At 69.8% G+C, this 23,443-nt stretch carries 26 protein-coding genes; 18 read left to right on the forward strand and 8 right to left on the reverse strand.

The annotated features are described in order from the left end of the window. Position 1: 1 nt before the first annotated feature. Complete coding sequence (locus tag AB0I12_RS18640) at positions 2–601, forward strand: TetR/AcrR family transcriptional regulator (RefSeq protein ID WP_359930823.1); 600 nt, start codon at positions 2–4, stop codon at positions 599–601. 1,118 nt (positions 602–1,719) lie between these two features. Here AB0I12_RS18640 and AB0I12_RS18645 read toward each other — a convergent pair. Beyond that, a complete protein-coding gene (locus AB0I12_RS18645; protein WP_359930826.1) occupies positions 1,720–3,348 on the reverse strand; it encodes an amino acid permease in 1,629 nt (542 codons plus the stop codon). Between the two features lie 136 nt (positions 3,349–3,484). On the opposite strand from AB0I12_RS18645, the gene AB0I12_RS18650 reads away from it, so the two are divergent. The 3 genes from AB0I12_RS18650 (at position 3,485) to AB0I12_RS18660 (ending at position 5,440) form a co-directional block, all read left to right on the forward strand. Beyond that, positions 3,485–4,426 (forward strand): tyrosine recombinase XerC, encoded by a 942-nt coding sequence (locus AB0I12_RS18650; protein WP_359930829.1) that lies wholly within the window; start codon positions 3,485–3,487, stop codon positions 4,424–4,426. An 84-nt stretch (positions 4,427–4,510) separates the two neighbouring features. Next, positions 4,511–4,990 (forward strand): Rrf2 family transcriptional regulator, encoded by a 480-nt coding sequence (locus tag AB0I12_RS18655; RefSeq protein WP_355483615.1) that lies wholly within the window; start codon positions 4,511–4,513, stop codon positions 4,988–4,990. Positions 4,991–5,041: 51 nt separating this feature from the next. Further along, on the forward strand, positions 5,042–5,440 hold the full coding sequence (locus tag AB0I12_RS18660; RefSeq protein ID WP_359930833.1) for a VOC family protein: 399 nt from the start codon (positions 5,042–5,044) through the stop codon (positions 5,438–5,440). A 3-nt stretch (positions 5,441–5,443) separates the two neighbouring features. Here the strand turns inward: AB0I12_RS18660 and AB0I12_RS18665 are convergent, their stop codons facing one another. Then, positions 5,444–6,037 carry a M23 family metallopeptidase gene (locus AB0I12_RS18665; RefSeq protein WP_359930836.1) on the reverse strand — a complete coding sequence of 198 codons (594 nt, stop codon included), beginning with the start codon at positions 6,035–6,037 and terminating at the stop codon, positions 5,444–5,446. Positions 6,038–6,322: 285 nt separating this feature from the next. Between AB0I12_RS18665 and rpsB the strand changes: the two genes are divergently transcribed. The 6 genes from rpsB to AB0I12_RS18695 all read left to right on the forward strand — a co-directional run bounded on the left by rpsB (position 6,323) and on the right by AB0I12_RS18695 (position 11,137). Next, complete coding sequence (rpsB, locus tag AB0I12_RS18670; protein ID WP_359930839.1) at positions 6,323–7,303, forward strand: 30S ribosomal protein S2; 981 nt, start codon at positions 6,323–6,325, stop codon at positions 7,301–7,303. 120 nt (positions 7,304–7,423) lie between these two features. Further along, entirely contained in the window at positions 7,424–8,242 is an 819-nt protein-coding gene (tsf, locus tag AB0I12_RS18675) for a translation elongation factor Ts (RefSeq protein WP_359930842.1), read from the forward strand. A 49-nt stretch (positions 8,243–8,291) separates the two neighbouring features. Then, positions 8,292–9,053 (forward strand): UMP kinase, encoded by a 762-nt coding sequence (gene pyrH, locus AB0I12_RS18680; RefSeq protein WP_355699286.1) that lies wholly within the window; start codon positions 8,292–8,294, stop codon positions 9,051–9,053. Positions 9,054–9,147: 94 nt separating this feature from the next. Continuing rightward, on the forward strand, positions 9,148–9,702 hold the full coding sequence (gene frr / locus AB0I12_RS18685) for a ribosome recycling factor (RefSeq protein WP_355699360.1): 555 nt from the start codon (positions 9,148–9,150) through the stop codon (positions 9,700–9,702). After that, positions 9,702–10,550 (forward strand): phosphatidate cytidylyltransferase, encoded by an 849-nt coding sequence (locus tag AB0I12_RS18690; protein WP_359930845.1) that lies wholly within the window; start codon positions 9,702–9,704, stop codon positions 10,548–10,550. Before frr ends, AB0I12_RS18690 begins: the two co-directional genes overlap by 1 nt. Beyond that, positions 10,547–11,137 carry a GNAT family protein gene (locus AB0I12_RS18695; RefSeq protein ID WP_359930848.1) on the forward strand — a complete coding sequence of 197 codons (591 nt, stop codon included), beginning with the start codon at positions 10,547–10,549 and terminating at the stop codon, positions 11,135–11,137. Before AB0I12_RS18690 ends, AB0I12_RS18695 begins: the two co-directional genes overlap by 4 nt. On the opposite strand, the gene AB0I12_RS18700 is transcribed toward AB0I12_RS18695, so the two are convergent. After that, a complete protein-coding gene (locus tag AB0I12_RS18700; RefSeq protein ID WP_359930851.1) occupies positions 11,127–12,086 on the reverse strand; it encodes an LLM class flavin-dependent oxidoreductase in 960 nt (319 codons plus the stop codon). The two genes, AB0I12_RS18695 and AB0I12_RS18700, sit on opposite strands and share 11 nt — an antisense overlap. Positions 12,087–12,114: 28 nt before the next feature. Beyond that, positions 12,115–12,516: a MarR family winged helix-turn-helix transcriptional regulator gene (locus AB0I12_RS18705; RefSeq protein ID WP_359930854.1), complete on the reverse strand. Its 402-nt coding sequence runs from the start codon at positions 12,514–12,516 to the stop codon at positions 12,115–12,117. 61 nt (positions 12,517–12,577) lie between these two features. On the opposite strand from AB0I12_RS18705, the gene AB0I12_RS18710 reads away from it, so the two are divergent. The 5 genes from AB0I12_RS18710 to AB0I12_RS18730 all read left to right on the forward strand — a co-directional run bounded on the left by AB0I12_RS18710 (position 12,578) and on the right by AB0I12_RS18730 (position 16,295). Further along, positions 12,578–13,456, forward strand: a complete 879-nt coding sequence (locus AB0I12_RS18710) for an LLM class flavin-dependent oxidoreductase (RefSeq protein WP_359930857.1) — start codon at positions 12,578–12,580, stop codon at positions 13,454–13,456. Between the two features lie 95 nt (positions 13,457–13,551). Then, positions 13,552–14,232, forward strand: coding sequence for a C39 family peptidase (locus tag AB0I12_RS18715; protein ID WP_359930859.1), 681 nt, complete (start codon positions 13,552–13,554; stop codon positions 14,230–14,232). Between the two features lie 85 nt (positions 14,233–14,317). Further along, positions 14,318–14,623, forward strand: a complete 306-nt coding sequence (locus AB0I12_RS18720) for a SelT/SelW/SelH family protein (protein WP_359930862.1) — start codon at positions 14,318–14,320, stop codon at positions 14,621–14,623. A 41-nt stretch (positions 14,624–14,664) separates the two neighbouring features. After that, a complete protein-coding gene (gene rlmN / locus AB0I12_RS18725; RefSeq protein ID WP_355483639.1) occupies positions 14,665–15,783 on the forward strand; it encodes a 23S rRNA (adenine(2503)-C(2))-methyltransferase RlmN in 1,119 nt (372 codons plus the stop codon). Next, positions 15,783–16,295 (forward strand): DivIVA domain-containing protein, encoded by a 513-nt coding sequence (locus tag AB0I12_RS18730; protein ID WP_359930865.1) that lies wholly within the window; start codon positions 15,783–15,785, stop codon positions 16,293–16,295. Before rlmN ends, AB0I12_RS18730 begins: the two co-directional genes overlap by 1 nt. Here the strand turns inward: AB0I12_RS18730 and AB0I12_RS18735 are convergent. Beyond that, entirely contained in the window at positions 16,279–16,974 is a 696-nt protein-coding gene (locus AB0I12_RS18735; protein WP_359930868.1) for an alpha/beta fold hydrolase, read from the reverse strand. The two genes, AB0I12_RS18730 and AB0I12_RS18735, sit on opposite strands and share 17 nt — an antisense overlap. 77 nt (positions 16,975–17,051) lie before the next feature. Here AB0I12_RS18735 and pdxY point away from each other — a divergent pair, with 77 nt between their 5' ends. After that, entirely contained in the window at positions 17,052–17,903 is an 852-nt protein-coding gene (pdxY, locus tag AB0I12_RS18740) for a pyridoxal kinase PdxY (RefSeq protein ID WP_359930871.1), read from the forward strand. Between the two features lie 51 nt (positions 17,904–17,954). On the opposite strand, the gene AB0I12_RS18745 is transcribed toward pdxY, so the two are convergent. Both AB0I12_RS18745 and AB0I12_RS18750 read right to left on the reverse strand, forming a co-directional pair. Next, positions 17,955–18,656, reverse strand: coding sequence for an alpha/beta hydrolase (locus tag AB0I12_RS18745; protein ID WP_359930874.1), 702 nt, complete (start codon positions 18,654–18,656; stop codon positions 17,955–17,957). An 11-nt stretch (positions 18,657–18,667) separates the two neighbouring features. Beyond that, complete coding sequence (locus AB0I12_RS18750) at positions 18,668–19,762, reverse strand: LOG family protein (protein WP_359930877.1); 1,095 nt, start codon at positions 19,760–19,762, stop codon at positions 18,668–18,670. A 65-nt stretch (positions 19,763–19,827) separates the two neighbouring features. Between AB0I12_RS18750 and AB0I12_RS18755 the strand changes: the two genes are divergently transcribed. Beyond that, a complete protein-coding gene (locus AB0I12_RS18755; protein WP_359930880.1) occupies positions 19,828–21,117 on the forward strand; it encodes an aspartate aminotransferase family protein in 1,290 nt (429 codons plus the stop codon). Here AB0I12_RS18755 and AB0I12_RS18760 read toward each other — a convergent pair. Next, complete coding sequence (locus AB0I12_RS18760) at positions 21,101–22,585, reverse strand: FAD-dependent monooxygenase (protein ID WP_359930882.1); 1,485 nt, start codon at positions 22,583–22,585, stop codon at positions 21,101–21,103. The genes AB0I12_RS18755 and AB0I12_RS18760 overlap by 17 nt on opposite strands. 91 nt (positions 22,586–22,676) lie before the next feature. On the opposite strand from AB0I12_RS18760, the gene AB0I12_RS18765 reads away from it, so the two are divergent. Then, positions 22,677–23,330, forward strand: coding sequence for a TetR/AcrR family transcriptional regulator C-terminal domain-containing protein (locus AB0I12_RS18765; RefSeq protein ID WP_359930885.1), 654 nt, complete (start codon positions 22,677–22,679; stop codon positions 23,328–23,330). Positions 23,331–23,443: the final 113 nt, after the last annotated feature.

The following is a 23,443-nucleotide window of genomic DNA, read 5'->3' on the forward strand; positions in this document are numbered from 1 at the left end:
TGTGACGGTGAAGACACGAGGACGGCCGCGGGCCTTCGACCCGGACGCGGCGCTCGACCGGGCCATCGAGGTGTTCTGGGAGCACGGCTACGAGGGCGCGTCGCTGGCCGATCTGACCGACGCGATGGGGATCAACCGCCCGAGCATGTACGCGGCCTACGGCAACAAGGAGGAACTGTTCCGCCGGGCCGTTGCGCGCTACGCGGAGCACGACATGGCGTACGCCCGGGAGGCGCTCGCGGAGCCGACCGCGTACTCGACCGTCGAAAGGTTCTTGAAGGCGAACGCGGATGCGCTGACACAGCCCGGCCGCCCGGCAGGCTGTCTCTCGATCCAGGGCGGCCTGGCCGGCGGGAGCGACAACGGTCAGGTGGCGCAGTTCTTGGCCACGAGCCGCCTGGCCGGCGAGCAGCAGCTGGCCGAGCGCCTGGCCCGCGCGGTCGACGAGGGCGACCTGCCCGCCGACACCGACCCGGTCGACCTCGCGCGCTACGTGATGACCGTGAGCGAGGGAAACGCGGTCCACGCCGCCGCCGGTGCCGACCGTGCAAGCCTGTACGCCACGGTGGAGATCGCCCTGCGCGCCATCCCCAAACCCTGACCGCTGCGCTCTTCCCAGATCCTGGGCGCTGCGCGTCCCATCCGGGGTATGGGCGGGTGCGCGTTCTTCCCGGAGCCTGGGCGGTGCGCTTCCTTCCTGGGGCGTGGGCGGCGCGCGTTCTTCCTGGGGCGTGCGGTGCGCGCCTTTCCCAGTGCCTGGGCGCTGCGCCCTTTCCAGATCTCGGGCGGTGCATTCGTCCGCAGCGAAGAGCCCGCGAGACGGCGGTGCAGGTCGGCGGCCGGGGCGAGCAGCAACGTCCGCAGCTACGCGGCGGGTCGGCCGGAGGACATCCGGGCCGTGGCCAGGCGAGGCGGGCGGTGGCCGGGCGGACCGTGGCCAGGGGAAGTGTGTGGGGCGACGCGGAGGTGCGGAGCGAGGCGGGGGCGTGGCCCGGCGAAGGCGGGGCGGTGGCCGGGCGGGGCGTGGCCAGGCGACGAGGGGCCGTGGGCGGGCGGGGTGTGGTCAGGTGAAAGGTGCGGCGAGGCGGTGGCTGGGGCGGTGGCCCGGCGGACCGCGGCCGGGGAAGTGTGTGGGGCGGGGCAGGGGCGTGGCCCGGCGAAGGCGGGGCGGTGGCCGGGCCAGGCGGGGCGGTGGCCGCACGGACCGCGGCCAGGTGAAGGGTGTGGGGGCCTGGGCGTGGTCAGATGAAAGGTGGGGGCGCGGCGATGGCTGGGTGAGGTGGGGCGGTGGCCGGACGGACTGTGGCCAGGTGAAGGGTGTGGGGGCCTGGGCGTGGTCAGATGAAAGGTGGGGGCGCGGCGATGGCTGGGTGAGGTGGGGCGGTGGCCGGACGGACTGTGGCCAGGTGCAGGGTGTGGGGCGAGGCGGGGGCGTGGCCAGGCGAATGGCGAGGGCTAGGCGGGGGCGTCGCCGGAGGAGGGGATCGGCGCGGCGCCCGGGCGCGGGCGAGGGCGTCACGTTAGGTCGCCTGTGGCGGTGTGTTCAAGGTGCGCGTGATGATTGGCGGTTCGGTCTACGACCGCCGGGCGCTTCTGGCGTGGCAGGTTGGTCGGTGGCTTGGTCTGGCCGGGGCTGTGCCGTGGCCACCTACGGCCAACGCGGTCACCAGTTGACGCGTCGGCCTGATTGTCTGCGGATGCGTGGCGGTTGGTGGGTGGTTAGTTGCGCATGTGTTTGCCGCGGGTGGGTTTTTGGGGTGCTTCGGGTGGGGTGCGGATGGCTCGGAGTTCGGTGGGGCGGTCGTGGTCGCGGATGGCTTGGAAGCCGCCGGTTCCGGGGTCGGTGTCGCCGAGGTCGAAGTCCCAGCTGTCCTCGTTGGCGAGGCGGCTGTGCCAGCGGCCGTAGAGGCCGTAGATCGCGATGCCGATGACCATCCAGACGCCGAACTTGGTCCAGGTGCTGATCTTCAGGTTGAGCATCAGCCAGACCGTCGCGGCCAGCGACAGGAGGGGGATCAGCGGGACCATCGGCACCCGGAAGCCGCGCTCCAGGTTGGGCTCGGAGCGGCGCAGGGTGAGCACGCCGATGGCGCAGAATGCGAAGCAGAACAGGGCTCCGATGACCAGCAGTTCCTCAAGCTCCAGGACCTTCGGGTAGAGCGTGAGGGCGACTGCGGCGATGCCGGCGGCCGTTGCGGCGCGGGCGGGGGAGGAGTAGACCCGGCTGACCCGGCCGAGGCTCTTCGGGAGCAGGCCGTCGCGGCCCATGTTGAACAGGACCCGGCTCTGCGCGATGAGGACCACCATGATGACGGTCATCAACGCAAGCAAGGCGCCCAGGTTGACCACCTTCGCGGCCCATCCGACCCCGACCGCGGCCAGGGCTTCGGAGACGGGTGCGCCGCCGCCGAGCTTGCCGTACGGGCGCATGCCGACCAGGACGACGGCCATCGCGATGTAGAGGATCGTCACGGCGCCGACGCCGAGCAGCATGCCCTGCGGAACGGTCTTGCGCGGGCTGCGGGCGTCCTCGGACGCGGTCGCGATCAGGTCGAAGCCGATGTAGGCGAACACGATCGTGCTCGCGGCGGTGAAGATGCCCATCGTCCCGAACGAACCGAACGACGAGTCCAGGATCCAGCCCAGCAACGTCGGGCTCGCGGTCGCGGGCGCTGCTCGGGCCGGCGGGACGAACGGGTGGTAGTTGTCCATGTTGATGTGCGCGGCACCGACGATCACCACCAGCAGGATCACCGCGACCTTCGCGATCACGACGACGGTCAGCACCCGGGCCGACAGCTTGGTGCCGGTCACGATCAGCGCGGTGAGGATCAGCAGCAGCAGCGGGGCGACGAGGTTCACCTTGGCCTCGGGACCGAAGAACTGCGCCACACCTTCGGGCAGCGTCACTCCGAATCCGTCCAGGGTGGCCAGGAAATATGCCGACCAGACGCGGGCGACGATCGCCGCCGCGGTGACGAGCTCGAGGACCAGTGCCCAGCCGACCAGCCACGCCCACGCCTCGCCGAAGGTGACATAGCTGAACGTATAAGCGCTACCGGAAACCGGGATCGTGGACGACAGCTCGGCGTAACAGGCCGCGGCCAGCACACAGACGATCGCGGCGATGACGAACGACAGAATCACTGCCGGTCCGGCGACATTCGCCGCCTGGACGCCGCTGATGCTGAAGATGCCGGAGCCGATCATCACGCCCAGGCCGAGTACGACCAGGTCGCGACGACCGAACAGGCGCGGCAGACGGTGCCGCGCATCCTCGACTCGAGTGAACGCCGACTCGACCGGCAGGCGCCGGCCTACGGTCTGTCCGTTCGCTGAGGGGGCCATGGTCAGGGGTGCCTCCGTTGCTACTAGGGCAATCGGGCCGAACAGTAGTCGACCGTTGGGCTATCGACCAGACCTCCTCTGCTCGGCGTCCGCGCGGTGGCTTGCGATGCCGGGCCACCTCACGCATCGTCGAGGCATGACGCCGGGCGAAGTCAGTGGAAACCGTTCCTGGCCGGAGGGTTTCGCTGCGTTACTGGCTGACTACGAAAGGCATCTGACGGCGGAAAGAGACCTCAGCACTCACTCGGTGAGAGCCTACATCGGAGACGTCGCGGATTTACTCGAACATTTGATTCGGCTTGGTCACGATGATCTCGGGCAGTTGGACATCCGGGGATTACGGTCCTGGCTGGCCAAACAGCAAAGCCTGGGGAAATCCCGCAGCACGATGGCTCGCCGTGCGACGGCCGCCAGGGTGTTCACCGCGTGGGCGCAGCGGACCGGGCGCATCGATACGGATCCGGGAGCGCTGCTGGCGAGCCCCAAGGCGCACAAGAGCCTCCCCGGGGTGCTCGGCGAGGCCGACACCCGGGCCGTGCTCGACGCAGCCGGAGTCGCGGCGGACGACGGCAGTCCGGTCGGGCTGCGGGATCTCGCGATCATGGAGTTGCTCTACGCAACGGGTATTCGCGTCGGCGAGCTGTGCGCCCTCGATGTCGACGACGTCGACCGGGAACGTCGCGTCGTACGAGTCTTCGGCAAGGGGCGGAAGGAGCGGTCGGTCCCGTACGGCGTGCCGGCCGGGCAGGCGCTCGAGCGATGGCTGTTCGAGGCGCGGCCGAAGCTGGTGCGCGAGGGGAGTGGGCTGGCGGCCTTTCTCGGGGCGCGTGGCGGCCGGATCGACCAGCGGACCGTCCGGCGGATGGTGCACCAGCGGATCGCCGTCGTCGACGCGCCCGATCTCGGTCCGCACGGACTGCGTCATACCGCGGCCACGCATCTTCTCGAGGGCGGCGCGGACCTGCGGAGCGTCCAGGAACTCCTCGGGCACGCGTCGCTCGCGACCACGCAGATCTACACCCACGTCTCCACCGATCGCCTTCGGCAGGCCTACCAGCAGGCCCATCCGCGGGCCTGAGGGCATGCGCTCGGGGTGTTCGGGCCGAGGGATGTTCGCGGGTGATGCGGCGTGTGGGCGCCGGGATGCGGCAGACTGCGGGACATGCGGGTTTCGGCGAAGTCTGACTATGCGTTGCGAGCTCTGATCGAGATCACCCAGCGATGGGTCGCGGGCGACCCGGCGGTGGTGTCGGCCGAGGAACTGAGCCGGGCGCAGGGCATTCCGCACGGGTTCCTCCAGGGCATCCTCGCCGACCTGCGCCGGGCCGGCGTGCTGTCGAGCCAGCGTGGGCAGTCGGGCGGCTGGCGGCTGGCCGTCGACCCGAACGAGATCTCCGTCGCCGACGTGATGCGGGCTGTCGACGGCCCGATCGTGAGCATCTCCGGCGTCCGGCCGGAAAGCGTGACGTACAACGAGCATGCGGTCGTCCTGCAGCGCGTCTGGATCGCAGCGCGCGCCAGTCTGCGGGACGTCCTCGAGAACACCACGCTGGTCGATCTCGCCAAGAACAAGCTGCCGGCCGGCGTGGAGCGCCGCTCGCGCGACGAGGACGCCTGGCAGGCCCGGGTCCCCGGGAGCTGATCCAGTGTTACAGTCGTGGCTTATATAAGCCATGACTGAGGGAGATGGGCGATGCAGCAGATCAAGACGTTCCTCATGTTCGAGGGCGGCGCGGAGAAGGCGATGAGCTTCTACCAGTCGCTGTTCGACGATGCCGAGGTCGTGTCGATGGTCAAGTACGGCGCCGAGGGGCCGGGGCCCGAGGGCTCCGTGATGGTCGCCGTCTTCCGGCTGGCCGGGCAGGAGTTCATGTGCAGTGACAGCTACCTGCATCATGGCTTCACCTTCACTCCTTCGATGTCGTTGTTCGTGGACTGCAGGGACGAGGCAGAGCTCGAGCGGTTGTACGGCGCGTTGAGCGAGGGTGGCGGCGAGCTGATGCCGCTGGGGGACTACGGGTTCAGCAAGAAGTTCGGATGGGTGAACGACCGGTACGGGGTGTCGTGGCAGCTGAACCTGCCGCACGAATGAGCCCTATTCACGCCTGATCAGCAGGCCGGCGGTCAGCGTGAGCGCTGCCGTGGCGGCGATGACGAGCTTGGCCGCGCGCCGGCTGCCGTCGGGCGGGTCGCCTGCCGGTTTGTCAGCTGGGTTGCCGACTGAGTTGACGGCTGGTTGGGCGGCGAGCGGAAGTAAGCGGATCGGGCGGCGGGGGAGCAGGGTGAGGGGATTCAGGTACCGCTTGCCCTGCAGGAGGCCCCAGTGCAGGCAGGCTCGGGGCAGGCAATGCGAGTCAGCGGCGGACAGGCGGCCGATGACGGTGCCGGTGGTGACGGTGGCTCCGACGGCGACCTCGGGGACGACCGGTTCGTACGTCGTACGGCGGGGGCCGGTCGTGATCGTGACGACGCCACGGCCGGCGAGCGGGCCGGCGTAGGTGACTCGGCCGGGAGTGGCGGCGAGGACGGGCTGGCCGATGCGGCCGGCGAGGTCGACGCCGCGGTGGCCGGGGAGCCAGGGTTTCGCGGGTAGCTCGAAGCCGCGCACGATCTCGGGGCGCGGCTGTAACGGCCAGACGGCAGGGGGTGTGGGTGGGAGGGCGGCGAGGGTCAGGACGGCGAGGGTCATGCCAGGGAAGATGCCGTGGTCGGGGCCGGATTCGACCGGCCGAATCCGGAATTGTGGACAACGAGGGCCGGTTCGCGTCCGGCGGCCGTGGTCCCGTACACTTCCGGTGGCGCCACACCCAGGTGGGGCGACTACGCATGCCCGCACAAGTGCGTCGGTTCCAGCGGTCCCGGAGTGATCCGGGCGGAGTCGCGCGACGGGCATCAGGAGCTGCGGATCATCCGATCCGAGGCGAGACAACCGAGTAGACCCGGGACGACCCGGGTCGCAATAAGGAGACACCTCATGGCCGTCGTGACCATGAAGCAGCTGCTCGAGAGCGGCGTGCACTTCGGGCACCAGACCCGGCGCTGGAACCCGAAGATGAAGCGCTACATCCTCACCGAGCGCAACGGCATCTACATCATCGACCTGCAGCAGTCGCTGTCCTACATCGACCGCGCGTACGAGTTCGTCCGCAGCACCGTGGCGTCCGGCGGCGCGATCTTGTTCGTCGGCACCAAGAAGCAGGCGCAGGAAGCGATCGCCGAGCAGGCGACCCGGGTCGGGATGCCGTACGTGAACCAGCGCTGGCTGGGCGGCATGCTGACGAACTTCCAGACCGTGAACAAGCGGCTCCAGCGCCTCAAGGAGCTCGAGCTCATCGACTTCGACGACGTCGCCGCCTCCGGTGTCACCAAGAAGGAGCTGCTGCAGAAGCGTCGCGAGCACGACAAGCTGCTCAAGACCCTCGGCGGTATCCGCGACATGGCCCGGGTTCCGGCCGCCGTGTGGATCGTGGACACCAAGAAGGAGCACCTCGCCGTCGACGAGGCGCGCAAGCTGAAGCTGCCGATCATCGGCATCCTGGACACCAACTGCGACCCGGACGAGGTCGACTACCCGATCCCGGGGAACGACGACGCCATCCGCTCGGTCGGCCTGCTGACCCGCGTGGTCGCCGACGCCGTCGCCGACGGCCTGATGGGCCGCTCGGGCCAGGGCGCCGCCGCGGCCGGTGAGGAGCTGGGCCAGGAGGAGCCGCTGGCCGCCTGGGAGCGCGAGCTGCTGGAGAGCCAGAACAGCGGCGCTGAGGCGAAGGCCGCCGAGGCCACCCCGGCGACCGACGCCGCTGAGGCTGCCCCGGCGACCGACGTGCTGACCGAGCCGGTCGCGACCGACGCTGTGGTGACCGAGGCCAAGGCCGAGGAGACCCCGGCCGTCGAGGAGACCCCGGCCGTCGACGCGCCGAAGGCCGACGAGGCGCCGAAGGCCGACGAGGCCTGACAGCCCGTATGCCGCCCGGTTCACGCCGGGCGGCGCCGGGCTACGCCGCGAGGCCTCGAAGCGGGGCCTTGCGGGCAGCCCGTCCACCCAGCCGCACCAGACAAGACGAGAGAACGAGGAATGGCGAACTACACCGCCGCTGACGTGAAGAAGCTCCGCGACACCACCGGCGCGGGCATGATGGACGCGAAGAAGGCGCTCGAGGCCACCGACGGCGACTTCGAGAAGGCCATCGAGGAGCTGCGCATCAAGGGCGCGGCCAAGGCCCAGAAGCGTGGCGCCGAGCGGTCCGCCACCAACGGCCTGGTGGCCGCGGCGGAGAACGCGCTGGTCCAGCTGAACTGCGAGACCGACTTCGTCGCCAAGAACGAGCAGTTCCAGCAGCTCGCCGCCGACATCGTCGCGCACGCCGCGGCGAGCAAGGTCGGGGACGTCGAGGGTCTGCTCAACGAGAAGCTCACCGACGGCAAGTCGGTCGCCGAGAACATCGAGGCGCTGGCCGCCGTCATCGGCGAGAAGCTGGAGCTCGGCAAGGTGGCCGTCTTCGACGGCAAGGTCACGGCGTACATGCACAAGCGGGCCGCGGACCTGCCGGCCCAGGTCGGCGTGCTCGTCGAGTTCGAGGGCGACGACGTCGAGGCTGCCCGGGGCGCCGCCATGCAGGCCGCCGCGATGCGCCCGCTGTACACCACCCGCGACGAGGTCCCGGCCGAGACGGTCGAGAACGAGAAGCGCATCGCCGAGGCGACCGCGCGCGAGGAGGGCAAGCCGGAAGGCGCCCTGCCGAAGATCGTCGAGGGCCGGGTGAACGGGTTCTTCAAGGACGTCGTGCTGCTGGAGCAGCCGTCGGTCACGGAGAACAAGAAGTCCGTGAAGGCTGTGCTCGACGAGGCCGGTGTCACCGTGAAGCGGTTCGCCCGCTTCGAGGTCGGCGCCTGATCCCGCGAAGGATCTGAGCACACAGTCAACGAACGAGGAGGCCGGAATCGTGACGGAAACCCTGGGTACCGAGACGAGTCCGGCCTCTTCGCCGTTCTCGCCCGCCTATCACCGGGTGCTGCTGAAACTCTCGGGTGAGGTGTTCGGCGGCGGCAAGCTCGGCGTCGACCCCGACGTGGTGAACTCGATCGCCAAGCAGATCGCCGACGTGGCCCGGTCCGGCGTCCAGGTCGCCGTGGTGGTCGGCGGCGGCAACTTCTTCCGCGGCGCCGAGCTCCAGCAGCGCGGGATGGAGCGCAACCGCGCCGACTATATGGGCATGCTCGGCACCGTGATGAACTGCCTGGCGCTGCAGGACTTCCTGGAGAAGCTCGGCATCGAGACCCGGGTGCAGACCGCGATCACGATGGGCCAGGTCGCGGAGCCGTACATCCCGCGCAAGGCGGAGCGGCACCTGGAGAAGGGCCGCGTGGTGATCTTCGGCGCCGGCTCCGGCATGCCGTACTTCTCCACCGACACGGTCGCCGCCCAGCGGGCGCTGGAGGTCGGCGCCGAGGCCCTGCTGATGGGCAAGCAGGGTGTCGACGGCGTCTACGACTCCGACCCGAAGAAGAACCCGGACGCGGTGAAGTTCGACCAGCTGTCGTACGACGACTTCCTGGCCCGCGGGCTCCGGGTCGCCGACGCCACCGCGATCAGCCTGGCCCGCGACAACGCCCTGCCGATCGTCATCTTCGGTCTCGAGGAGGGCAACATCGCCCGGGTGATCCACGGCGAGAAGATCGGTACTGTCGTCTCCCGGGGGCAATAACCGGGCGTAGCACGGCGTACCACTAGGATCGTTGGACACAGGCGAAGTAGGACCGGCCGCGCCGATGCGGCCTGAGGAAGCGAGGAATGTCGTGATCGACGAAGCTCTCCGCGATGCCGAGCAGAAGATGGCCAAGGCCGTGGAGGTTGCGAAGGACGACTTCGCCGCGATCCGCACCGGCCGGGCGCACCCGCAGATGTTCGCGAGCATCCTGGCCGACTACTACGGCAGCCCGACTCCGCTGCAGCAGCTGGCCGGTTTCCAGGTGCCGGAGCCCCGGACCGTGCTGATCTCGCCGTACGACAAGGGTGCGATGGCGGCGATCGAGAAGGCGATCCGCGACTCGGACCTGGGCGTGAACCCGGGCAACGACGGCGCGGTGATCCGGGTGGTGATGCCGCAGCTGACCGAGGAGCGGCGCAAGGAGTACATCAAGGTCGCGAAGACCAAGGCCGAGGAAGCCAAGGTCTCGATGCGCAACATCCGCCGGCACGCCATGGACCAGGTGCACAAGACCGTCAAGGACGGCGACGCCGGCGAGGACGAGGGCAAGAGTGCTGAGAAGCGGCTCGACGGGTTGACGAAGAAGTACGTCGACTCCATCGACGAGCTGCTCAAGCACAAGGAAGCCGAACTGCTCGAGGTGTGATGGGCGTCGAGAGCACGCCTGCGCCGAGCCCCAGCCCGAGCCGTGCCGGGCGTAATCTGCCTGCGGCGATCGCGGTGGGGGTCGGGCTCGGCGCCCTGATCCTCGGATCGCTGTACTGGCAGAAGGTCCTGTTCGTCGTTCTCGTGCTGGTGGTCGTCCTGGTCGCGGTCGACGAGATGATGAAGGCGCTGCGCACCGGCGGCGCGGTGATCCCGCGGGTCCCGCTGTTCGCCGGTACGGCGGCCATGCTCGTGGCGGCGTACTTCGGTGGACCGATGGCGCTGCTCGTGGCGCTCGGCATCACCGTCCTCGGGACGATCTTCTGGCGGATGCCGGGTGGATCGGTCGGGTTCGTCCGGGACGTGAGCGCCGGGGTGTTCCTGATCGGCTACGTTCCGCTGCTCGCCGGGTTCGCGATCCTGCTGGTGCAGCCGGAGGCGGACGGGCCGGGGCGCGTGGTGACGTTCTTCCTGGTCGTGGTCGCGAGCGATGTCGGTGGCTACGTCGCGGGCGTGCTGTTCGGCAAGCATCCGATGGCGCCGACGATCAGTCCGAAGAAGTCCTGGGAGGGCTTCGCCGGCTCGACGCTCGCGTGTATCGGGGCCGGGATCGCGTCCGTCGTCTTCCTGCTGGACGGTGACTGGTGGGCCGGCGCGATCGTCGGCGCGGTCGCGGTGGTGACCGCGACGGTCGGCGACCTCGGCGAGTCGATGATCAAGCGCGACCTGGGCATCAAGGACATGTCGAACCTGCTGCCCGGTCACGGCGGCGTGATGGACCGGCTGGACTCCCTGCTCGCGACAGCGCCGATCGTCTGGCTGCTCCTTCATCTGCTGGTGAAACCATGACCGTTGCTCCGGACGGACGGTCGCTGGTCGGCGACGTCGTGCGGCTCGATCGGATGCAGGAATCCGACATCGACGAGCTGTATGCCGCGATCGGCAACGAGCAGGTGTACGCCGGTGGGTTCGGCGGCGGGCCGGCCGCGATGCCGGCGAGCGCGGACGAGATGCGCGCGAAGTGGATCCCGGCCGCGGCCAAGCGGTTCGCGTACGTCGTCCGACTGGTTGCCGACGGCACCGTCGTCGGTACGTCGAGCCTCGGCGACGTCGACGTGCTGAACGAGCGAATCCACCTCGGCTGGACGGGGTACGCGCCGGCTGTCTGGGGTACGGCGGTGAATCCGGCCACGAAGCTGCTGCTGCTCGAGCACGCCTTCGAGGTGTGCGGATTCGGTCGCGTGAAGATCCAGACCGGATCGAAGAACACCCGCTCCCAGGCGGCGATCGCCAAGCTCGGCGCGACCCGGGAGGGCGTGCTGCGCCGGCACATGCTGATGGCCGACGGCTCGTTCCGCGACACGGTGGTGTTCTCGATCCTGGCCGACGCGTGGCCGGATGTGCGGAAGCGGCTGGAGGACCGGATCAGCCGGTGAGCTTCGCCAGCGCGGCGTAGTTCGCCAGTAACGCGCCACGGTCGAAGGTGTTCGTGGTGATCAGCAGTTCGTCCGCCGCGGTCCGTCGTACCAGCTCGCCGAGCGCTTCGTCGACGTCCGCGGGCGTTCCGTAGATCTGGCCGCGGAGCGCGTTCTCGAAGAACTCCTGCTCCCGCGCGGTCATCGACTCCGGCACGTCGGGCTGCAGCGGGGGGAACACGCCACGGGTCCGCGAGTACGCCGCTGACCATGCCTCGGGCAACAAGAGCTGCCGCGCGGCCTCGGTGGAATCGGCGATCGCGGCGGTGACAGCAAGGATGACGTACGGCTCGGACGCCCAGGCGGACGGCCGGAACGTGCTCCGGTAGTCCTCGAGCAGCGCGGCCGAGTCGGGGCGCGCGGCCAGCACCAAAGGCAGGCCCAGCGTCGCCGCGATGGAGGCGCCCTCACCGACGGCCAGGATGAACGGCGGGATGTGCAGCCCTTCGCCTGGTCGGGCGTGGACGTCCGACGTGCCGGCGAGGTACCCGAGGAGCTCCTGTACCTGCGCGGTGAAGTCCTCCGCCGCGTCCTTGCCGACACCGAGCGCGCGCCGTACGCCGTTGGTGAAGCCGACCGAGCGCCCGAGCCCCATGTCGATCCGGCCCGGGGACAACGACTCCAGTACGCCGAACTGCTCCGCCACGACGAGCGGGTTGTGGTTCGGCAGCATCACGCCGCCGGTGCCGACCCGGATCCGGTCCGTGCGGGCGGCAACAGCCGCGGCCAGCACTGTCGGCGCGGAGCCGACCACTCCTGGCACGCTGTGGTGCTCCGACACCCAGAAACGCTTGAAACCAAGCTCTTCCACCTGCTGAGCGACATCGACGGTCGCCCGCAGTGTCTCCGCCTCGGACTCGCCGGCCCGCGTCCGCGAGCGGTCCAGGACTGACAGCGGCACGGAGAGCATGCAGAGTCCAACTGACGCGCTGGAGCCGTCATTCCCCCAGCAGCAGCCGCAACTCTTCGCGGAACCGCGCGCCGTCCGGGAGGGGAGCGAGGAACTCCCGTTCCACCTCCAGGCGGATCCGCTCGGCCGAAGCGAACGTCGACTCGCCTTGCGGCGTCAGTGCGACGACGTTCCGCCGCCGGTCCTCGGCGCGGCGCCGGCGTTCGACGAGCCCGCGGTCCTCGAGTCCGTCGAGCAGGTCGCCGATCGACGTCCGGTCCACCCGCAGCCGGGCCGCAACCTCCAGTTGGGACAGCGGCTCGCCGGCCGCGATCGCCGACAGCACGGCCAGGTCCCGCCCGGTCACGCCGTACGGCGCCAAGGCCGCGGTCTGCGCCTCGGTCAGCTGCGCGAGGACGTGTTTCAGCAGGTACCCGAGCCGGTCAGCCATACGTCAAATCTACCGGGCAACTGATCGTCAGTTGCCCTGATCATCAGTTATCCTGACGATTATGGAACTGACGTTCGGTCTGAAGACCACCCCGATGCACGTCCCGTACGCCGACATCCGCCGCGTCTGGCTGGAGGCGGACGAGGAGCCGCGAATCCGCGACGCCTGGCTGTGGGACCACTTCCTCCCGCTCGCCGGCCCGAAGAACGGCGACGTCCTCGAGGGCTGGACCCTGCTGACCGCGCTCGCCGCGCAGACCAGCCGGCTCCGTCTCGGCCTGCTGGTCACGAGCAACCGGATCCGCCCGCCGGCCGTCCTCGGCAAGATCGCCGGCACCCTGGACGTGATTTCCGGCGGCCGCCTGGTGATGGGTCTCGGCGCCGGCGGCACCCACCAACCCACGGGCCCGAATCCCGCGATCGAGGAGTACGCCGCCTACGGGCTGACGCTCGTGCCGCCTGGGGAGGGGGTCGAGCGGCTGCGTGAAACGATCGAGATCCTGCGCCTGATGTGGAGCGAGGACGAGTTCGACTTCGACGGCCGGTATTACACACTCGAGCGCACCCGCAGCGCGCCGAAGCCGGTCCAGGCCGGCGGCCCGCCGCTGCTGATCGGCGGCTGGGGAAACCGGATGATGCGGCTGATCGCGGAGTACGCCGACATCTGGAACATCAGCGGCCCGCCGCACACCGACCTCGACACGCTGGCCGATCGGGCCCGCCGTCTGGATCTGGAATGCGAGCGGATCGGACGCGACCCGTCGACGATCAGCCGCTCGCTGCAGCAGATCGTCTCGTACGACGACCCGGCCGGGACCCGCGAGATCGTACGGAAGGCCGTCGGCCTCGGCTTCGACCACATCGTCCTGTCGCTGCCCCGGCCGTACCCGGAGCGGGCGGTGCGCTGGCTGGTCCGCGAGTTCATCGAGCCTTTCGACTGATCTGAAAAGGGTTGGTGATTTTTTCACCACACCGCAACACGTCGTGTCAGGATCAAACCGGACGATCCGCCCCGGTCGTCCAGTGAGGAGCCGACATGATTCCCACGACGAAGTTCAAGGCCGCCCTGTGCGGTCTCGCCCTCATCATGGCCGCAGCGCTTCCGGTGAACGCGGCCACCGCCGCACCGCAAGCTGCAGCACAGGCTGTGTCCGCGGAAGCGATCGCGGCGAGCAAGCCGGTCCCGAAGCTCGGCTACTCGACGCAGACCCTCAAGACTCTGAACATCGACTTCCAGTATCAGCAGACCGGCTACTGGTGCGGCCCGGCCGCGACCCGGATCGCGCTCTCGGCCCGGATCTCCCCGCCGAGCCAGCAGCAACTGGCCAACGAGCTGCCCACCACGACCAACGGCACCGACTGGATCGGTCAGGTCACCCGGGTGCTCAACAACCACCTCGGCACCGGCTGGTACGAGACCAAGGAGATGCCGAACGACCCGCCCACCCAGGCGCAGCGTGACCTGCTCTGGCGCGACGTCGTCCTCGACATCAACAACAACTACCCGATCGTCGCCAACATCGTCGCCCCGGCGAGCAACCACCCGCCGGGCTACCCGAACTACACGATCTACCACTACTTCACGGTGATCGGGTACGACGACAGCGACCAGACCGTCCTGATCGCCGACCCGGCCGGCTTCGCGCCTACCGCGACGTACTGGCTGACCTTCAACCAACTGGCCACCCTCATCCCGCCGAAGGGCTACTCGGCCTGACGCCCGCTTTGTGCACCAGGTCCGCGTACGGCGACCGCGCTGAGACACGGATCTGGTGCACAACGTCGGCCGGTACGGTGAGGGCGTGAGTCGAGCGCCGCGGTTGGAGATCGAGTACTGCACGCAGTGCCGGTGGCTGATGCGGGCGGCGTGGACCGCGCAGGAGCTGCTGACGACCTTCCCGAAGGAGCTCGGCGAAGTGGCGCTCGTGCCGGGGACCGGGGGAGTCTTCGACGTCAGCCTCGACGGGGAGCTGTTGTGGTCGCGGAAGGCCGAGGGCGGGTTCGCCGAGATCCCGTTCCTGAAGCAGCTGGTGCGGGACCGGATCGCTCCGGACCGCAAACTCGGGCACTCCGACCGCAGGCCGGGTGACGCGGGTCATGGGATGTGAATTTGTGAAGCGTCCTGCCGACGGGCGACAATAGGTCGGTTATGTCTACCTCCCTGCCTCTTGTGTTCGATGAGCCGCGCCGTGCCAAGAAGCCGCCGCGGCACCTGGCCGATCTCACCGGGGAGGAACGGCGGACGGCGGTGGCCGCGCTCGGCGAGCCCGCGTTCCGCGCCAAGCAGCTGTCCAACCACTACTTCTCCCGGCTGGTGTCCGACCCCGCCGAGATGACCGACCTGCCGGCCGCGACCCGCGACAAGCTGGTGGCGGACCTGATGCCGCCGCTGCTGACCCGGGTCCGCGACCTGGAGTGCGACAACGGGGAGACCCGCAAGACGCTCTGGAAACTGCTCGACGGTTCGCTGGTCGAGTCCGTCCTGATGCGGTATCCGGGCCGCGCGACGATGTGCGTGTCCTCGCAGGCCGGCTGCGGGATGGCGTGCCCGTTCTGCGCGACCGGCCAGGGCGGCCTGACCCGCAACATGACGACCGCCGAGATCGTCGAGCAGGTCGTCGACGGCGCCCGGGCGCTCGCCCGGGGCGAGATCGCCGGCGGCCCGGGCCGGGTGTCGAACATCGTGTTCATGGGCATGGGCGAGCCGATGGCGAACTACAAGGCCGTGATGGGCGCCGTCCGGCGGTTCACGGACCCGTCGCCCGAAGGCCTCGGGATCTCCGCGCGCGGCGTCACCGTGTCGACGGTCGGGCTCGTACCGCGGATCAACCAGCTGGCGACCGAGGGGATCCCGGTCACGCTCGCGCTGTCGCTGCACGCGCCGGACGACGAGCTGCGCGACGAGCTGGTGCCGATCAACAACCGCTGGAAGGTCGACGAGGTCCTGGACGCGGCCTGGGGGTACGCGCGGCAGACCAAGCGGCGGGTCTCGATCGAGTACGCGATGATCCGCGACATCAACGACCACGCCTGGCGGGCCGACCTGCTCGCCGAGAAGCTCAACGCCCGCGGCGACTGGGGCTGGGTGCACGTCAACCTGATCCCGCTGAACCCGACACCGGGCTCCAAGTGGACTGCGTCCGACCCGGCCGACGAGCGCGAGTTCGTCCGCCGCCTCGAGGCCGGCGGGATCCCGGTCACCGTCCGCGACACCCGGGGTCAGGAGATCGACGGCGCCTGCGGTCAGCTCGCCGCGAGCGAGTCCTGATGCTGAAGCCCGAGTTCCGGGTGCGCCGGCTCGGGCAGCGCTACGACTGCGGCCAGGTGGACGCCTTGGTGGCGCGCATCCTCGCGACGGCCGAGCGCCGGTCCGTCGGGCCGGACGTCACCCGCGATGAGATCCGCGGTGCTGCCTTTCGTACGCCGCTGCTCGGGCCCGGGTATCCGGTCGAGGACGTCGACGATTTCCTCGCCGAGGCAGAACGCTGGTTGCCCGGGCGACCGGCGGCTGAGCCCGCGGTCGCGGCGGAGCCCGGGGGACGTCCGGCGCCGCAGTTCACCACGGTCCGGCTGCGTGAGGGGTACGCCGTGGACGAGGTCGACGATTTCGTCGACCGCGTGATGGCGACCGTGAACGGCCGCCCGGTCAGCCGGCCGGTGACGACGCAGGAAGTCCGCGGGGTGCAGTTCAGCCCGACGCGGCTCTCCGAGGGGTACGACATCGAAGAGGTCGACGCGTTCCTCGACACCGCGGAGGCATGGCTCAGCGGAGCTCGGTGAGGAGCTTCGCGAGCGCGGCCGGCTGGGAGAACATCGGCCAGTGGCCCGTGTCCAGCTCCAGCAGCTCCCAGGACGGGGACGAGAGCTGCTCGACCACGGCCGACGAGGGCGTCGCCCCGTCCATCAGGCACTTGATGTACGTCGTGGGCAGCTCGCCGATCGGCTTGGTCAACTGAGCCGGCTCGGTGATCGATCGGCCGGGATGCGGCGTACCGCGCTCCAGAATCAACGCGACGCTCTCGTCGGACAGGTCCTGGCCGACATAGTCCTCCGCGGTCAGCGGCGGCCAGTAACCGTCGGCGCTCTCCATCTGGCCGCGGACCCAGGCCTGACCCTCCGCCGACCAGCCGTCCACGAAGGACTGCCCGTCGGCCGGGATGTTCGAGTCGACGTACACCACCCGGCGCAGCCGGTCGCCGATCCGGCCCGCCGCCTGCCCCACCGGGATCCCGGAGTAGCTGTGCCCGGCGAGCACGACGTCGCGCAGGTCGTTGTCCTCGACCACGGCCACGACGTCCTCGACATGCTGCTGCTGCCCCGCGTCCTCGCCGTGCCGCTCAGCCAGCCCGCTCAGGGTCACCGCATACACGTCGTGGCCCTCGGCTCGCAGCACCCCCGCGACCTCGTCCCAGGCCCACGCCCCGAGCCACGCCCCCGGCACCAACACAAAGTTCGCCATGCTGCGCACCGTAGACCACCCCACCGACAAACCGACCCGCTTGCACGGGCGCCGGTCCGAACCGGCATGATCGAGCGGTGAAGATTCTCTCGATCCAGTCCGCGGTCGCGTACGGGCATGTGGGCAACTCGGCCGCTGTGTTCCCGCTCCAGCGCATCGGCGTGGAGGTGCTGCCGGTCTACACGGTGAACTTCTCGAACCACACCGGGTACGGCGCGTGGCGGGGCCCGCTGATCAGTCCGGACGACGTGCGCGAGGTCCTGCTCGGGATCGAGGAGCGCGGGGTCCTGCCGCAGATCGACGTGGTCCTGTCGGGCTACCAGGGCGGCGAGGGGATCGCCGACGTCATCCTGGAGGCGGTCAAGCGGGTCAAGGCGGCCAATCCGGCGGCGGTGTACTCGTGCGACCCGGTGATGGGGAACGCGAAGTCCGGCTGCTTCGTCGCTCCCGCCATCCCGGTGCTGCTGCGCGACCGGGTGGTTCCGGCGGCCGACATCATCACACCCAACCAGTTCGAGCTGGGCTTCCTGACCGGCACCGAGCCGGACACTCTCGAGTCCACGCTGGCCTCGGTGGAGCTGGTGCGCGCGACCGGGCCGCGGACGGTGCTCGTCACCAGCGTCGAGCGTCCCGACCGCGAGGACGGCACGATCGAGATGCTGGCCGTCGACGACAGCGGCGCCTGGCTCGTGCAGACGCCACACATCCCGATGAAGGCGAACGGCTCGGGTGACGTGACGGCAGCGCTCTTCACGGCGCACTACCGCCGGACCGGCGATCTGGCCGAGGCGCTCGCCCGGACGACCTCGAGCGTCTTCGACCTGCTCACACGCACCCACGAATCGGGGGAGCGTGAACTGCAGCTCGTCGAGTCGCAGGACGCGTACGCCGCCCCGCAGATGCAGTTCACGCCGCGCCAGGTCGCCTGACTGGTTCGCTGACCCGGGCCGCTGACCCAGACCCTGACCCAAACCGCTGGCTCAGACCGCCGCGAGGATTCTCGCCAGCTCGGCCGGCTGAGAGAGCATCGGCCAGTGGCCGGTCCGCATCTCGACCAGCTGCCACTGCGGTGACTTCAGCTCCTGCTGTACGTCGGGAGCGGGCTCGTCACCTGCCATGAGGCATTTGACGTACGTCGTGGGCAGCTCACCGATCGGTCTGGCCAGCCGTGCGGGCTCCGTCAGCGTCAGGCCGGGGTGCGGCGTACTGCGGGACACGAGCTGGCTGACCGCCTCGTCGGACAGGTCCTGGCCGACGAAGTGCTCCGCTCCGGCCGGCAGCCAGGTGCCGTCGCCTTCGAGCAGTTGCTCCTCCAGCCAGGCCCTGTCGTCGCCTGACCACCCGTCGGCGAACGAGAGGCCGTCAGCCGGAATGCTCGAGTCGACGTACACGACGTGGCGCAGCCGGTCTCCGATCTGCCCGGCTGCCTGCCCGACCGGGATCCCCGAGTAGCTGTGCCCGACCAGCACCACGTCGTACAAGTCGTTGCCCTCGATCACCGAGACGATGTCGTCGACGTGCTGTTGCTGCCCGATCCGCTCCGAGCCTGGCACCTGCCGCTCCGCCAGTCCGCTCAGCGTCACCGCGTACACCGCATGCCCGCCGTCCCGCAGCCTCTCCGCGACGGCGTCCCAAGCCCAGGCTCCCAGCCGAGCCCCCGGTACCAACACGAACTCACCCATGGAGACCATTCTCAGCCGACGAGGGCGACGGCGTCGTCGATGGTGTCGACGAGGTGGATCGACCGTGCGAGTGGGCGGCTGGTGGCGAGGGACTCCAGGAGCGGCCAGACGGGGAGTCGCACCGTCCAGTGGTCGACGCCTACCAGGATCAGCGGGATCTGGGTGGCGGCGTCGCCGTAGTAGTTGGGGGTGACGGCCTGGAAGACCTCCTGGACTGTGCCGGCGGCGCCGGGGAGGTAGATGATGCCGCCGCGGGCGCGGCCGAGGAGGACGTCTTCGCGCTGAGCGTTCGAGAAGTACTTCGCGATCGACCCGGCGAACACGTTCGGCGGCTCGTGGCCGTAGAACCAGGTCGGGATCGACACGCCGCCGTCGCCGGGGAAGCGGGCGCGCACGCTGAGCCCGGCTGCGGCCCAGGCGCCGATCGACGGCCGGAACGACGGTACGGCGGCCAGTTCGGCCAGCGCGGCCTCGACACCGGAATCGTCGTACGACGCCAGTGACGCGCCGAGGTTCGCGGCCTCCATCGCGCCCGGCCCGCCGCCGGTGACGACCATCTGGTTGCGACGGGCAAGCGTACGACCGAGGAGCACCGCGGCGCGGTAGTTGTCGTCGCCGCGCAGCACGCCGTGACCGCCCATCACGCCGACCCACGGCTTGCCGTTGGGCAGCTCCGCCAGGGCGTCCGCGATCGCGTGGTCGTGCAGCGCGGCGGCAAGCGTCCGGCTCGTGTCGCCCCGCTCGTCGTGCTGGCGGGACCATGCGTAGATCTGCGCGTCGGGCGTGGCGGCGTACCCGTGCTCGATCCCGGCGTACAGCTCGTCGGCGTCGTACAGCCGCCCGCGGTACGCGTCGAACGGCAGCGCCGGGATCGCCGGGAACACCAGCCCGCCGCCGTCGCGGATCCACAGCTCGGCCTTGTCCTCGAGTGCGCAGCCGAGGAACACCGATCCGGTCGGCTTCAGCATCAGCAGCTCCGCCGTCCGCCCGGTCAGATCCACCGACTGCACCCGCCACCCGGCCATCGCGGTGGCGCCCGCGGCCAGCAGCCGGTCGAAGTGCTCCAGGGACTCGATGTCCACATGCGGAATGCTCGGCAACGTCACGCTGAGCACACTAGCGATTGTCCGGCCCGATAGACGTGCTCTATCAGGTGAGGTAATGGTTGGACATGACACATGCGGAGCTCTGGGAGCGTCACAAGGCCGTTATGCCGGCTTGGCTCGCGTTGTACTACGAGGAGCCGATCGAGATCGTGCAGGGGTCCGGCCGCCGGGTCACCGACGGTGAGGGGAACACCTACCTGGACTTCTTCGCGGGGATCCTCACCAACGCGATCGGGTACGACATCGCGGAGATCTCCGACGCGGTCCGTGAGCAGCTCGCGTCCGGGATCGCGCACACCTCGACCGTGTACCTGATCCGCAAGCAGATCGAGCTCGCCGAGCAGATCGCCGAGCTGTCCGGGATCCCGGACGCGAAGGTGTTCTTCGCGAACTCGGGCACCGAGGCGAACGAGACGGCCCTGCTGCTCGCCACCCAGAACCGCCGCTCCAACCAGGTGCTGGCGATGCGCAACTCGTACCACGGCCGCGCGTTCGGCACCGTCGCGATCACCGGCAACCGGGGCTGGTCCGCGAGCAGCTTGTCGCCGGTGAACGTGCAGTACGTGCAGGGCGCGTACCGCTACCGCAGCCCGTTCCGGGACCTGCCCGACGCCGAGTACGTCAAGGTCTGCGTCGACGACCTGCGCAACGTCATCGAGACCACGACCGCGGGTGACGTCGCCTGCCTGATCGCGGAGCCGATCCAGGGCGTCGGCGGGTTCTCCTCACCGCCCGACGGCCTGTACGCCGCGTTCAAGGAGGTCCTGGACGAGTACGGGATCCTGTTCATCTCCGACGAGGTGCAGACCGGGTGGGGCCGGACCGGCGACCACTTCTGGGGGATCCAGGCGCACGGCGTCGTCCCGGACGCGATGACGTTCGCGAAGGGGCTCGGCAACGGGTTCGCGATCGGCGGCGTGGTGGCGCGCGGCGACCTGATGGACAGCATCAAGGCGAACTCGCTGTCGACCTTCGGCGGCAACCCGATCTCGACCAGCGCCGCGAAGGCCACCATCGACTACCTGCTGGACAAGGACCTGCAGGCGAACGCCGCCAAGCGCGGCGCGCAGCTCGCCGACGGCCTGCGCGGCATCTCCGACGAATTCCCCGAGCTCGGCGACGTCCGCGGCAAGGGCCTGATGCTCGCGGCCGAGATCGTCAAGCCCGATGACAACGCCCCCGACGCGGCCGCCACCGCCAAGCTCCAGCAGGAGACCAAGGACCGCGGTCTGCTGGTCGGCAAGGGCGGTCTCTACGGCAACGTCCTCCGGATGGCGCCGCCGATGACGCTGACCGAGGAGGAAGCCGCAGAGGCGGTGGAGATCATCCGCGACTCGTTCAACACGCTGCGCTGACGGTCGCGGGACCGAACCAGGTCGTCATCGCCTCGTCCAGCCCCTCGGCGTCCGGCTCGTCCGTGGCCCAGGCGACGTATCCGTCCGGCCGGATCAGTACCGCGGCCGGCGCGGGCACGTCGCCGACGCCGGGGATCGTCCAGCGCTCGGTGCCGCACCGCGCCTGGACGAGGTCGACGCGGTCCGCCCACCCGTCGACGGACGGTACGGCGCTGTCGTCGAAGGCCAGCAGAACGGGCTGGCCGGCGGTCAGCAGGTGATGGATGCGGGTGGCGTCGCCTGCGACGGTGAGGTCCGCGTCCGGGACACGGCGTCCGGTCAGCGGGTGATCGCCCTTCACGTCGTACTCGAGGTCGAGGGCGGTGATCATCAGGCCGACCCGGAAGCGCACGTCGTCGTCGGTGAGCAGCCCGGTGAACGTCTCGCGCAACGCGTTCACGTGCGCGCCGGGGCGTGACAGGGCGGTCTGCGCCCGGGTGTTCTGCAGCACGCGCGCAGCAACCGGGAAACGCTCGGCCTCGTAGCTGTCCAGCAGTTCGCCCGGCGCCTGGCCGCGTACGACGGCCGCGAGCTTCCAGCCGAGGTTGACCGCATCCTGTACGCCGAGGTTCAGCCCCTGGCCGCCGGCCGGGAAGTGGATGTGCGCGGCGTCCCCGGCCAGGAACACCCGCCCCTCGCGGTACCGGTCGGCCTGCCGTGCCGCGTCGCCGTACTGCGAGACCCACCGCGGGCTGTGCATCCCGAAGTCGGTGCCCGCGACCTCGCGGAAGGATTCCCGGAAGTCCTCGAACGACGGCTCGTGCGCACGATCCAGGACCCGGTCGTACCGCTGCACCATCAGCCGGTGCCAGCCCGGCTGGAACTGGATCACCGAGAAGTCGCCGGGACCGCGCCGCTGCCCGAAGACCGTGCCGGCCGGCGGCTCGGCCAGCTCGACGTCGGCGAGCATGCCGACCATCGTCGCGTCCGTGCCGTCGAACCCGATGCCGGCCAGCTTGCGGACGGTACTGCGCCCGCCGTCGCACCCGACCAGGTACGAGCAGCGGATCAGCCCGCCGTCCGGGCCGCCTACTTCGACCTCGACCCCGGCGTCGTCCTGACGGATCCCGACCACCGGCGAGGACCAGCGGACGGCGGCGCCGAGCTCGGTCGCATGGGCCTCGAGCTCACGTTCGATGACCGCCTGCACGAGGCCGAGCGTGAACGGGAAGCGGGTCGGGAAGTCGCCGAACTCCATCCGCAGCCCACCGAAGTGGCCCGCCTGGATCGGCCGTCCCAGCGGCAGCAGGCGGTCCATCAGGCCGCGCTGGTCGAAGATCTCCATCGTGCGGGCGTGAATGCCGCCCGCCCGCGACTCGCCCGTCCGGGCCGGGAGCGCATCGACCACCACGACGTCCATCCCGGCCAGCCGCAGCTCGGCGGCCAGCATCAGCCCGGTCGGTCCGGCGCCCGCGATCACCACGTCCATGAGCATCTCCTTAACGTCCTTCAATTTCCTTTAACACTGTTAAGGAGAGCAAAACGTTGTTAAGCTTGTCAAGGACGAACAGGAGATCGACGTGAAGCTCGACGCCAGGACCATCGCCACCGCGGCGCTACCGTTGCTCGACGACGGCGGGGTCGACGGCCTGACCATGCGCAAGGTGGCCGCCGCGCTCGGCGTCCAGGCGCCGGCGCTCTACTGGCACGTCAAGAACAAGCGCGAGCTGCTCGACGCGATGGCGCGCGTGCTGTTCGTCAGCGCCGTCGACGGGCTGGAGGCGCCGCGAAGAGGGACGGACTGGCAGGAGTGGCTGGCCGAGCTGGCTGGCCGTCTGCGCAAGACACTGCTGCGGTACCGGGACGGCGCCCGCGTGCTCGCCGGCACCAACGTCAGCGACGACTCCATGTGGCGGGTGACCGAGTTGACGCTGCGCACGCTGGAGGACGCCGGGTTCTCGGCGCGTGACGTAACGCGGGTGTTCCCGCTCCTGCTGCACTACACGATCGGCTACGTCATCGAGGAGCAGGCGCAGACCGGTGTCGACTACCCGGACGGCAATCCGTACCAGACGGACGAGATCAGACAGTCCGTCGACGCCGAGCGCTACCCGTTGACGGCGCGGATGGTCGTCGACCTCTTCGCGGCGGACCCGGACGCGGAGTTCGACCACGGCGTCCGGGTGATCCTGGCCGGCGTCCGCGCGACGTACGACCTCCGCCCCGGGAACTGAGAAGGCCCCTCCCGGGTGGGCGGGTTCACGCGGTCCTCGCAACACCTCGAGTTGAGGAGTTGCGGGGACCGTGTCGTTGTCGGAGGAGTTGGGGTGTCTGCTGAGGCTGGTTG

The organism is Kribbella sp. NPDC050459 (assembly GCF_040655315.1).
Classification (GTDB): Bacteria; Actinomycetota; Actinomycetes; order Propionibacteriales; family Kribbellaceae; genus Kribbella.

Coding starts and splice junctions, on each gene's coding strand:
- AB0I12_RS18755 (WP_359930880.1), top strand. CDS start 19,828: ATGACACATGCGGAGCTCTGGGAGCGTCACAAGGCCGTTATGCCGGCT.
- AB0I12_RS18760 (WP_359930882.1), bottom strand. CDS start 22,585: ATGGACGTGGTGATCGCGGGCGCCGGACCGACCGGGCTGATGCTGGCC.
- AB0I12_RS18695 (WP_359930848.1), top strand. CDS start 10,547: ATGACCGTTGCTCCGGACGGACGGTCGCTGGTCGGCGACGTCGTGCGG.
- AB0I12_RS18715 (WP_359930859.1), top strand. CDS start 13,552: ATGATTCCCACGACGAAGTTCAAGGCCGCCCTGTGCGGTCTCGCCCTC.
- tsf (WP_359930842.1), top strand. CDS start 7,424: ATGGCGAACTACACCGCCGCTGACGTGAAGAAGCTCCGCGACACCACC.
- AB0I12_RS18660 (WP_359930833.1), top strand. CDS start 5,042: ATGCAGCAGATCAAGACGTTCCTCATGTTCGAGGGCGGCGCGGAGAAG.
- AB0I12_RS18745 (WP_359930874.1), bottom strand. CDS start 18,656: ATGGGTGAGTTCGTGTTGGTACCGGGGGCTCGGCTGGGAGCCTGGGCT.
- AB0I12_RS18665 (WP_359930836.1), bottom strand. CDS start 6,037: ATGACCCTCGCCGTCCTGACCCTCGCCGCCCTCCCACCCACACCCCCT.
- rlmN (WP_355483639.1), top strand. CDS start 14,665: ATGTCTACCTCCCTGCCTCTTGTGTTCGATGAGCCGCGCCGTGCCAAG.
- AB0I12_RS18700 (WP_359930851.1), bottom strand. CDS start 12,086: ATGCTCTCCGTGCCGCTGTCAGTCCTGGACCGCTCGCGGACGCGGGCC.
- rpsB (WP_359930839.1), top strand. CDS start 6,323: ATGGCCGTCGTGACCATGAAGCAGCTGCTCGAGAGCGGCGTGCACTTC.
- AB0I12_RS18735 (WP_359930868.1), bottom strand. CDS start 16,974: ATGGCGAACTTTGTGTTGGTGCCGGGGGCGTGGCTCGGGGCGTGGGCC.
- AB0I12_RS18710 (WP_359930857.1), top strand. CDS start 12,578: ATGGAACTGACGTTCGGTCTGAAGACCACCCCGATGCACGTCCCGTAC.
- AB0I12_RS18645 (WP_359930826.1), bottom strand. CDS start 3,348: ATGGCCCCCTCAGCGAACGGACAGACCGTAGGCCGGCGCCTGCCGGTC.
- AB0I12_RS18690 (WP_359930845.1), top strand. CDS start 9,702: ATGGGCGTCGAGAGCACGCCTGCGCCGAGCCCCAGCCCGAGCCGTGCC.
- AB0I12_RS18655 (WP_355483615.1), top strand. CDS start 4,511: ATGCGGGTTTCGGCGAAGTCTGACTATGCGTTGCGAGCTCTGATCGAG.
- AB0I12_RS18705 (WP_359930854.1), bottom strand. CDS start 12,516: ATGGCTGACCGGCTCGGGTACCTGCTGAAACACGTCCTCGCGCAGCTG.
- AB0I12_RS18650 (WP_359930829.1), top strand. CDS start 3,485: ATGACGCCGGGCGAAGTCAGTGGAAACCGTTCCTGGCCGGAGGGTTTC.
- AB0I12_RS18730 (WP_359930865.1), top strand. CDS start 15,783: ATGCTGAAGCCCGAGTTCCGGGTGCGCCGGCTCGGGCAGCGCTACGAC.